At 34.6% G+C, this 9,575-nt stretch carries 6 protein-coding genes and 2 pseudogenes; 6 read left to right on the top strand and 2 right to left on the bottom strand.

What is annotated here, in order from left to right; translation table 11 throughout:
- The first annotated feature begins 134 nt into the window (after window positions 1-134).
- From GBN19_RS13185 to GBN19_RS13160, 6 genes and pseudogenes are all read left to right on the top strand, one after another.
- Window positions 135-512 (top strand): IS630 transposase-related protein, encoded by a 378-nt coding sequence (locus GBN19_RS13185; RefSeq protein WP_151778455.1) that lies wholly within the window; start codon window positions 135-137, stop codon window positions 510-512.
- A gap of 50 nt (window positions 513-562) precedes the next feature.
- Window positions 563-1,057, top strand: a pseudogene (locus tag GBN19_RS13180) (IS630 family transposase); the annotation flags it as partial.
- Between the two features lie 84 nt (window positions 1,058-1,141).
- Complete coding sequence (locus GBN19_RS13175; protein WP_151778453.1) at window positions 1,142-1,984, top strand: IS982 family transposase; 843 nt, start codon at window positions 1,142-1,144, stop codon at window positions 1,982-1,984.
- 91 nt (window positions 1,985-2,075) lie between these two features.
- Window positions 2,076-2,402 (top strand): DUF4236 domain-containing protein, encoded by a 327-nt coding sequence (locus GBN19_RS13170; protein ID WP_151710814.1) that lies wholly within the window; start codon window positions 2,076-2,078, stop codon window positions 2,400-2,402.
- A 75-nt stretch (window positions 2,403-2,477) separates the two neighbouring features.
- A complete protein-coding gene (locus GBN19_RS13165) occupies window positions 2,478-4,139 on the top strand; it encodes an ATP-dependent DNA helicase (RefSeq protein WP_151778452.1) in 1,662 nt (553 codons plus the stop codon).
- A 2-nt stretch (window positions 4,140-4,141) separates the two neighbouring features.
- Window positions 4,142-6,697, top strand: a complete 2,556-nt coding sequence (locus GBN19_RS13160) for an ATP-dependent helicase (RefSeq protein ID WP_151778451.1) — start codon at window positions 4,142-4,144, stop codon at window positions 6,695-6,697.
- 34 nt (window positions 6,698-6,731) lie between these two features.
- Here the strand turns inward: GBN19_RS13160 and GBN19_RS13155 are convergent, their stop codons facing one another.
- Window positions 6,732-8,381: a DUF7017 domain-containing protein gene (locus GBN19_RS13155; protein ID WP_151778450.1), complete on the bottom strand. Its 1,650-nt coding sequence runs from the start codon at window positions 8,379-8,381 to the stop codon at window positions 6,732-6,734.
- A 183-nt stretch (window positions 8,382-8,564) separates the two neighbouring features.
- Window positions 8,565-9,452 (bottom strand): annotated as a pseudogene (locus GBN19_RS13150) (IS3 family transposase); the annotation flags it as partial.
- Between the last annotated feature and the right edge of the window lie 123 nt (window positions 9,453-9,575).

Raw genomic sequence — 9,575 nt, 5'->3', positions numbered from 1 at the left:
GTACACAGTGCACTGGGTTATGTATCGCCTTTTGAGTTTGAAGCAATGTACTATGATAAGATTAACCCGTTAGGTCAGGTGGCCTAACTTAAATAAAAAAGTCTCCGACAAACCCGGTACGGTTCACTGCTGTTATGCCTAAGCCATATTCCAATGATCTTCGTCACAAAGCTCTGGACTACTACAAAGAATGTCAGAATAAATCTAAAACCTGTACCGTTTTTAAGATCGCAAGAACGACTTTAGATCTGTGGATTCAGCTCGAGCAACTGCAAGGAAATGCGAATCGGCCACATCCCGAAAAAGCTGGTCGGCCCTATAAAATTAAAGACCTACAGGCTTTTAAAAGCTTTGTTGAAACAACACCATTTTCACAGGCTAAAGATCTGGTGCCATTATTTGAAGAAAAGTTCGGCTACTTTGTCAGCTATGCCAATATTTTATTTGCTTTAAAAAAGCTGGGTTGGAGTCATAAAAAAAGAGTTTTCTCTACAGACAAGCCTGCAAAATAGGACGGGTCGTATTCCAATGGTTCCTGCCACAATGAAAACAGCAATATGGTGAAGAGCATATTTTATATATTGATGAATCTGGCATAAACAGCAACGAAACTGCTGAGTATGGCTGGTCTGAGAAAGGAAAACGTTGTCATGCCTTAAAATCAGGTGGACATGGAACCCGACTGAGTATGATCAGTGCTGTTCGATCAAGTGCAGCTTTCAAATTCATTGCACCCTTTATCTTTCAGGGTTCATGTGATCGCAGTACTTTTGCTGCGTGGCTTGAATATTTGCTGAAAGGCTTACCCAAAGAGAAAAATGGTCAGTACCAAAAGCATTTATTGATTTTGGACAATGCCTCAATTCATAAAGGTGAAGAAATTGACCAGCTGGCTCTCCAATACAATGCCCGACTTATGTATTTGCCAGCTTATAGTCCAGATTTAAACCCAATTGAAAAAGCTTGGTCTGTGCTCAAAAGAAAAGTCAGACATATTGTTAGCCAACAGCAGAAATCAGTCCTGGAAGCATTAGATATCGGATTTAAAGAAATGTAGCGTAGTTTATTTAACTAGCTATAGATATCGGATTTAAAAAAATGTAGCGTAGTTTATTTAACTAGCTATACATATTTCTTCTGCATGATCGATGACTTTTTTCAGGAATTCGAAGCAACCTATTGGGGATTTTTAAAACACAGCAACAAGCGTGTGAGAACGCGACCTTCTCAATTGAAAGTTTCAGAAATCGTGTTTATCGCCATTTGGTATAAATGCTCACATTTCAATAATTTTAAAGCATTCTTCTTTTCATTAAAGCAGAGTCAAAGTCAACTCTTTAGATATTTACCTTGTTACCAGCGGATGGTGTATCTCATCAGAACACATCAATTGGCACTGCATGCTTTACACTTTGCCTTGATGAAAGATTGCCCCAGCAATTATTTATGGATAGATTCGACTACGCTGCCTGTATGTAAAAATCAGCGGATTCAACGACATAAATCCCTGGCAGCGATTGCAACCCGCGGCAAAAGCTCAATGGGTTGGTTCTTTGGCTGTAAGCTGCATTTAATGATGAATCAGTCAGGAGACATTGTCAGTACAGCTTTATCGAATGGGCATACAGCAGATATTAAAATGGTTGAACAGTTAGTAGAAGGATTAAAAGCAAAGCTCTATGCTGATCGTGGCTATATTAGTCAGGAGTTAAAGAGCAGATTAAAAGCACAAGGTGCTGATTTAATTACATATCATCGAAAGAATATGAAATCTGTTCAACTCTCTACATCAGATGAATATCACTTAAAGCAGCGTAATAAAATAGAGACTTTATTCAGCTTGTTAAAAGGGCAATATAATTTGGTCACCAGTAAAGCGAGAAGCATTGAAGGATACTTAGCTGGAATTTATGCATCTTTATGTGCTTACCAATTATGTCATCAAAACAAGCCAACCATTCGAGTAATGGAATCCTTGGCTTAAGCAGGATTCGGGTTATTATAAGATGTACAAATTGTTGAATATTTTACGATAGAATAACATCATTAAAAGTTAGTCTTTATTAGATGAAAAAATGTCTTTACGATTTAAAAAAAGCATCAAAATCCTTCCAGGTATTAAGCTGAATATTTCTAAAAATGGGCTCAATAGTGTAACCATTGGAAAACCAGGAGCATCTATCAATATTTCAAAAAAAGGTAAACAGGCTACTATTGGTATTCCTGGAACAGGTCTTTCATATTCAAAGAAAATTTCTTCTCGCGTAGATATACCTTCAAAATCTCCTTCTGTCCCATCATCAGCAGAACTAAACTCTAAACATTCAACTAGCCCAACAAAAATAATTATGATTAGCCTTGTTATAATATTTTCATTCTTAATAGGTGCTGTTTTTTTCTAATATTGAGCTGCTGACTAGTCAAAATATAATGTAAGCCGTAAACTAATTTGAAATTTTAGTCTCAAATTTAAGAACATGCATATTCAAAATCAGATAAAAGAATTTTTGACATCAACCAATTCAAAAGTTTTGATTATTACAGGAAGTGCGGGAACTGGAAAGACAACTCTAATCAGACAAATTATAACACAATTAAATGACCTACAATCAGACTATTACCTACTCGCCCCCACTGGTAGAGCTTCACAAATTTTACATAACCATGTTTTTGAAACAGCAGAGGTATCCCCAACTACTATTCATTCATTTTTATATACGAAAAATAAGGACTCAATAAATGATATTCCTGAAATTCTTGAGTTCGCTATAAGGGATGATAAAATTGAGGAAAACAGTGTAGTCATCATTGATGAAGCATCCATGCTCTCTCATGAAGTATCAAATGAAAAAAATTTTCTTAAATTTGGCAGTGGAAATTTATTTAAAGATTTAACCGATTATTTAGATTTATCACATAGTCAACGTAAGCTAATTTTACTTGGAGATCCTTGCCAACTTCCTCCACTTAACGTATCTACAGCGGAAATATTAAATCCCGAGTTTGTAAAAGGATACTTAAATACACCTCATGTACAACATATACATCTAACAAAAGTCCATCGTCAGCTTCAAGAGAGTCTAATTTTAAAATCAGCCATTTCACTAAGAGATGCCCTCGATCAGAAATCTTTTTTACAACTCCCTATAGAAACTAATCAATCTGAAGTTTGTGATTTAAAAATGAACGAGGCTTTGGAAAAATATTTGTGGGACTATGGAAATAGTTCAATTTTTCTATCCTATACCAATAAAGATGTACACAACATCAATCTTAATTTTCGAGAGCTATTGCATCTATCACCCCAAAAATTAGAAAAAAAAGAACGCCTTGTTTTAATGAAAAATTCGTGGGTGAATTCCCAATACTTATATAACGGTGATTTTCTAATTGTTGAAACCTTAGGGGACATCGAAAATATTCCTATTAGCTTTCCTTTAAAAGATGGTCAATCATTTTCCACCAACCTGTCTTTTCAAAGCGTTGAACTCAGAAAAGAAAATGAACACAAAAGCATACACTGCAAAATTTTAGTTAATAAATTATGGTCAGAAGAAGCTGATCTTTCTTTAAATGATCTTAGAGCTTTCGTAGTCCATTTTCAAAAACGAAACTCTCACCTTAAGCGAGGAAGTGATGAATATAAAAGAGCTATTCAAAACGATCCCTATATAAATGCGTTATATGTTCGTTTTGGCTATGCAATGACTTGCCATAAAGCGCAAGGTGGCGAATGGGATAATGTATATATTAATCTAGCTAGACCTCAGAATGATTTGAAAACGGTTAACGGATTTAAATGGGCCTATACAGCATTAACACGATCAAAAAAACATGTTTATCTAATGAATCGCCCTCTGAATAAAATTAATTTCGATCCCCAATCGCCCTTTGCCCATTTTATAAATGAAATAGAAACTCATCTAGTTAGTTTTGGCTATAAACTCGTTTCAACAAAGTCTTTGGATTATGAGCTTCAACTATTAATTGAGAAAGATAGTATAAGCAGCAGCTTCAAGCTTTATCGTAACAAAAAAATGCAAATCACTAGCATTATGCCAATGAAGAAATCCATTCATTCCAAACATCTAGAAACTGTACTTAATACTTTTGTTAATAAATCTTTGGTGGAGAATTGAATATGACTAATAGTTTTTTAGCCGGTTTAAATGATTCTCAACTTAAAGCTGTTACAAGCACTGAAGGATATATTCGCTTAACAGCTGGTGCAGGTTCTGGTAAAACACGTGCTCTAGTTAGTCGTTATCTCTACCTGAGTGATACTTACGGTATAAGTCCAGATAATATTTTATGTATTACTTTTACTCGTAAAGCCGCAGATGAAATGAAAAAGCGAATCCGAGATATGAGTAATACTAATTTAGAAGGTGCTTTAATTAGTACATATCATGGTTTCTGCTATAAGGTCATTCGTGAAGATGCCCATAGACTTTACCTTAAAAAAGAATTTAATATTATTGATGATAATCATTTGGAGAAAACTTTTCGAGATATTTACAAAGAATTAAATTTAACAATTAAAGATGGGGAACTCAAAGAGCTACAAAGATCACTTTTTATCTATAAATCCATGTCTCCGTATGTTAATAAAATGACAGGACTAAGCCAATATACCTATGCTGAAAATGTTTTGAATTTTAATCATGAATTGGCTGAGCTATTATCTCAACCAAATTATCGATATCTGACTGATGAAATATCACGGCACTCTAGTGTTTTAGGACATTATTTAGCACGACAAGTAGAATATGCAAATTACGATTTCTTCGATTTATTAGAATTCACTCTTTATCTATTCGAAAATGATCCTTATGTATTAGACAAATGGCAAACCCGTCTTGAATATATTATGGTTGATGAGTTTCAAGATAGCAGTCCACGTGAAAACACCTTAATTTCCTATCTCGCTGGTAAACATCATAACCTTTTTGTTGTAGGTGACCCTGATCAATCTATTTACTCCTTTAAAGGTGGAGATATTTCTGTATTCTTGGACTTTAAAAAGAACTATCCTAAAGTAATAGACTTACAGCTTTACGAAAATTACCGATCAACTCAGCAAATTGTTGAAGTTTCAAATCAACTCATTTCAAAAAATGCAATTCGTATAGATAAATCTAGTATTCCTAAGCGTGGGAAAGGAGAAGATGTTACGCATTTTCACTGCAAGAAAGATAAACAAGAAATGCAATTTCTTGTGGATGAAATTAACAAAATCATTAAAGAAAAGACATATGAAGAAAAAGATAAAAAAATTCCATATTCATGGAAAAATATAGCTGTTATTGTCCGCTCTCATCGCTCTAAAAAACCAATTGAAACAGCATTCGTTAAAGCTGGATTCCCATATACCATCGCTGATGGCATAAAATTCTACGCAAAAAAAGAAATTCAAACAGCCATTGCTTACATCAAAATGCTAGAAAAAGATTGTAATGATTCATTTTTAAAAAGCATTAAAGAACCAAAACGAGGTGTAGGAGAAATTCTACTAAAAAAAATAGAATATACATCAGATTTAAAATTATGTAGTTATTATCAGGCACTTAAACACTTACAAAACATCAATGATGCTGATTTCAATAAGACTAAAGCTCGTGAATATATCGAGGTTATTGAACTCATGCGAAGTAGAAAATCAGTTACAAAACTTTCAACATTAGTACATGATGTCTTACGGGCATCTTGCTATTTAAACTATTTACGTGAAGGTACCAATGAACAACGTATTATAAATGTAGAGGATTTAATTGACTCTGTTCTAGAATTAGAGATTCGTAGACAACAGGAAGTTTCATTAACAGAATATATTGATATTATTAATGAACACACTCGTGAGGCTGATGAAGATGAAGAAAAAGATGAAATCCAAATTATGACCATTCATTCTTCAAAGGGTTTAGAGTTTAAAGCTGTATTTTTGCCTCATTTTAATGATGGGTCTTTACCAAATGCAAAATCTTTATCTGATCGAGTTAAATTAGAAGAAGACCGTAGATTAGCTTATGTCGCGTTTACACGTGCCGAAGATCTATTATATATCACTGAGTCAGAAGGTCTTAGTGAAAGAGGATCTAACAAACTACCTTCACGTTTTTTATTTGATTTTGATAGAAGCCAACTTAATGAACCGAATAAACTTCCAGAAAAACTTCTTACATTTCTTTTACAACAATTTAATAATAGAGGTAGTTTACCATCTGAAACTGCTACATTAAGTATAGGTGATCAGGTTAAACATATCGGTTTTGGTTTAGGTACGATCAAAGCGATAACTGACACCAACTATATTATTCAGTTTGAAAATCCTGCAAAAGAAAGAAGCATCAGTAAAAGTTATAAATTCTGTACAGATGATACAACTGTTATAAAATCCAAATTAGAAAAGAGCCCAGATGTATCAGATGTATCAGATGTATCAGATGTATCAGATGTATCAGATGTATCAGATGTATCAGATGTATCAGATGTATCAGATGTATCAGATGTATCAGATGTATCAGATGTATCAGATGTATCAGATGGTTGTGACATACTCCATAATTCAATACAACATCCTTTATGGGGTATAGGTTTTATTACTTCTTCGACAGAGTCTCATTTTAAGATCAGATTCCCTGAGATTAATGAGACTAAAGATATTCCCCAAAACTCGAAAGCTATTAAATATATTTAAAATGATATAAGCCTCTCTAGTGAGTGGCTTATTTTTATGAAATGGATATTGCTTTCCAACTGTAAGTATCTTTATCCCTTTGTTTACTGAAGATTGCTTTCACATTTATTTGTGCTTTATCCTCAATATTTGTGATTAGATTTGGTGATATAAAGATATCATTAACAAATCCGAACCCCTTTGGATTTTTACGTAGCTCTCCCTTTTCCTCTTTCACATCAGCAATTTTTGCATTCTCCACTAACTCTAAATGTGAAATTTCAACTCGTTGCGATTTAGCATTAATTGTTGAAAAACATTTCACTTTAGAACCTGTAAATATTTTATCTTTTAAAGCCCTTACTATATTTTGATCTAACTTTAATTCTTTATCTTTGTTTAGAAAAACTCTCACATTTTCATAATCATCACTAATATAACTAATTATGCCAAACTGTTGATTAGTACAATCCCAATCATACCCATCGATACGCTCAACAACATTTACGATTAGATTCTGGTTGGAATCTTCTTGAATACCTAATATTACCAATACTGCGGTTCCTTTCTTCATCTGTAGATGATTAAAACCATTAGCTAGTAACGACTCAAAATTATTACCATTTTTAATGGAAAACTTAGCAAACTCTTTTGGTTTTTTCCCATCTCTTTTTATTTTCAATTGCCCCAAATATGTTGCAGAAATTTTCTTAATTTCATCAAAACATAAAGACAAAGCATCTGACGCATGCTCTTCATAAAATTCTTTAGCTAATTTTAATTCTTTCTTATCTGGATCAAACCAACTATTTTGAGTTAAACGGTTCAATTCATCGGGCAATTTCCACTGATTTTCATTTCTAATTTTAATTGATTGATTTATTTCAAAACTCGCTTCATCAAACATCTCTAAACTGATTAAAAGCTTGGCAAAATCAAAATGAGCAGTAACTAAAAATTTTTCTTCTGTTTTACACAGCATAGCTTTACAAAAACATGCCAAAGCTAAATCTTTTTGATCAAACTGATAAATTCTTGCAGCTTCGGCCCAAACCCAAAACTCAGATTTTTTCAACTTTAAAACCGATGATAAAACTTGACTTGCATTTTCATAATTCTCCATACGCCTTAAAACAGCGACAGCATCCCAATCCAACCAAATTGCATCTTCATCTGATAATTTCGAACGAACTTGATTAGCCCAATCTAAGCAAAAATCAGCTTGGTCCTTATTAAGCTCTTGGGCCGATTTTGCCCATTTACATAAACCTCTAGCCACCTCGTAAGCCAAAGGAAGACTATGACGTCGTTTCCCTTGTTTATCAACATATGTAGTTTTCTCCCAATCCTCTGCTCTTAAAGCAGCTTTACCAAACCATTTCACATAATTGTAGAAATCAGGAAGCTGTGTAGAATATGGACAAATCAATTGTAAAATCATCGAAAATGCCATTTCAGGTCTACGTGTTTCTCCTTTAATATAATCTTCATAGGTTTTTATTAACTGCTGTACAAGTCTATGATCCACAGGATCAGCTTGTTTTAACTTAGTAGTAATTTCTTTTATTTCAGAATAATATGTCCACTCAATTTGGCTCTTTAGTTGGAGAGAATTGGGGGTCTTTTGCAATTCCGTCCGAGCTAACTCTCTTGCTCGTAGATAATCACCATTTTTTCTGATTTGACTAATTTCTTTCCAGTCCATATCACCAACTCAACCAATTGATATTTTTAAAATTATAATCTAATATTTAACCAACTTCTCTCAGAAGTCATATTATATTCTGTAGCCAATAATTCAACATGAGCTACAATCAGAGAAATCATGACGTTCTGATCCTATGCCAAAAATTTGGACTGCTCCCAGTATCCTAGACATGAGACAGCCTCATTTTGAAGCTGCCTCAAAGGCTTCTGGACTCATCCCATCGAGATGCGAATGACGCCTGATTCGATTGTAAAACATCTCGATATAATCAAATACATCTGCACGGGCCATTTCTCGTGTTTTATAGATCCTCTTTTTAATTCTTTCCTTCTTCAAGCTACTAAAAAAGGATTCGGCAACTGCATTATCCCAACAGTTTCCTCTACGACTCATGCTAGGAACCAAATTATGCTTTTGACAGAATTTCTGCCAGTCTCCACTGCTGTATTGTGAGCCTTGGTCTGAGTGTATGATTACAGATTCATTTGGCCTACGTCGCCACACTGCCATGAGCAGTGCATCAAGAACGATATCCTTAGCAAGCGTAGGTTTCATTGACCAACCGATGACTTTTCTCGAATATAAATCAAGAACGACAGCCAGATATAACCAGCCTTGCCAAGTACGGATGTAGGTAATATCAGTCACCCAGGAAGTATCCGGGATGTTCACAGCGAACTCTCGATTTAAGTGATTTGGTGGCACAATCTGAGGGCGACCGCGACCATAGCTTTTATGCTTCTTATATCCTCGAACAGCGGTAATACCATTATTCTTCATGATCTTCAGCACACGATTGGGCCCGCAGCTTTCACCCAGCTCTTTAAGATCCAGCGTGATGCGACGATAACCGTAGATGCCATAACTGGCATCATAAGAAAAGCGGATCAGTTGTAATAACCGTTTGTCTTCAATTATTCTGCCTGATTCGGGTTCATGTAGCCAGGCATAATAGCCAGCACGAGCAATCTTAAGAACCCGACACATCGTTTTAATCTTAAATTGATGGCTGTACTCAAGGATAAACTGATACTTTACTCGGGCAGGCTTGCAAAGTACCTTGCGGCCATTGCTGTCCCACAATTTTTCACAAGAGGAAGCTCAAATGAGCTTCCTCTTGTTTTATGGGTATTTTATCGGGTGAAAATAAAGCTTTTAAAGTTCTTCTTTCAAACAAATTCACTTGAATTA

Source organism: Acinetobacter brisouii (assembly GCF_008993995.1).
In the GTDB taxonomy this organism is placed as follows: Bacteria; Pseudomonadota; Gammaproteobacteria; order Pseudomonadales; family Moraxellaceae; genus Acinetobacter; species Acinetobacter brisouii_A.
This window is presented reverse-complemented; position numbering and strand designations above follow the sequence as displayed.

Coding starts and splice junctions, on each gene's coding strand:
- GBN19_RS13165 (WP_151778452.1), top strand. CDS start 2,478: ATGCATATTCAAAATCAGATAAAAGAATTTTTGACATCAACCAATTCA.
- GBN19_RS13170 (WP_151710814.1), top strand. CDS start 2,076: ATGTCTTTACGATTTAAAAAAAGCATCAAAATCCTTCCAGGTATTAAG.
- GBN19_RS13155 (WP_151778450.1), bottom strand. CDS start 8,381: ATGGACTGGAAAGAAATTAGTCAAATCAGAAAAAATGGTGATTATCTA.
- GBN19_RS13175 (WP_151778453.1), top strand. CDS start 1,142: ATGATCGATGACTTTTTTCAGGAATTCGAAGCAACCTATTGGGGATTT.
- GBN19_RS13160 (WP_151778451.1), top strand. CDS start 4,142: ATGACTAATAGTTTTTTAGCCGGTTTAAATGATTCTCAACTTAAAGCT.
- GBN19_RS13185 (WP_151778455.1), top strand. CDS start 135: ATGCCTAAGCCATATTCCAATGATCTTCGTCACAAAGCTCTGGACTAC.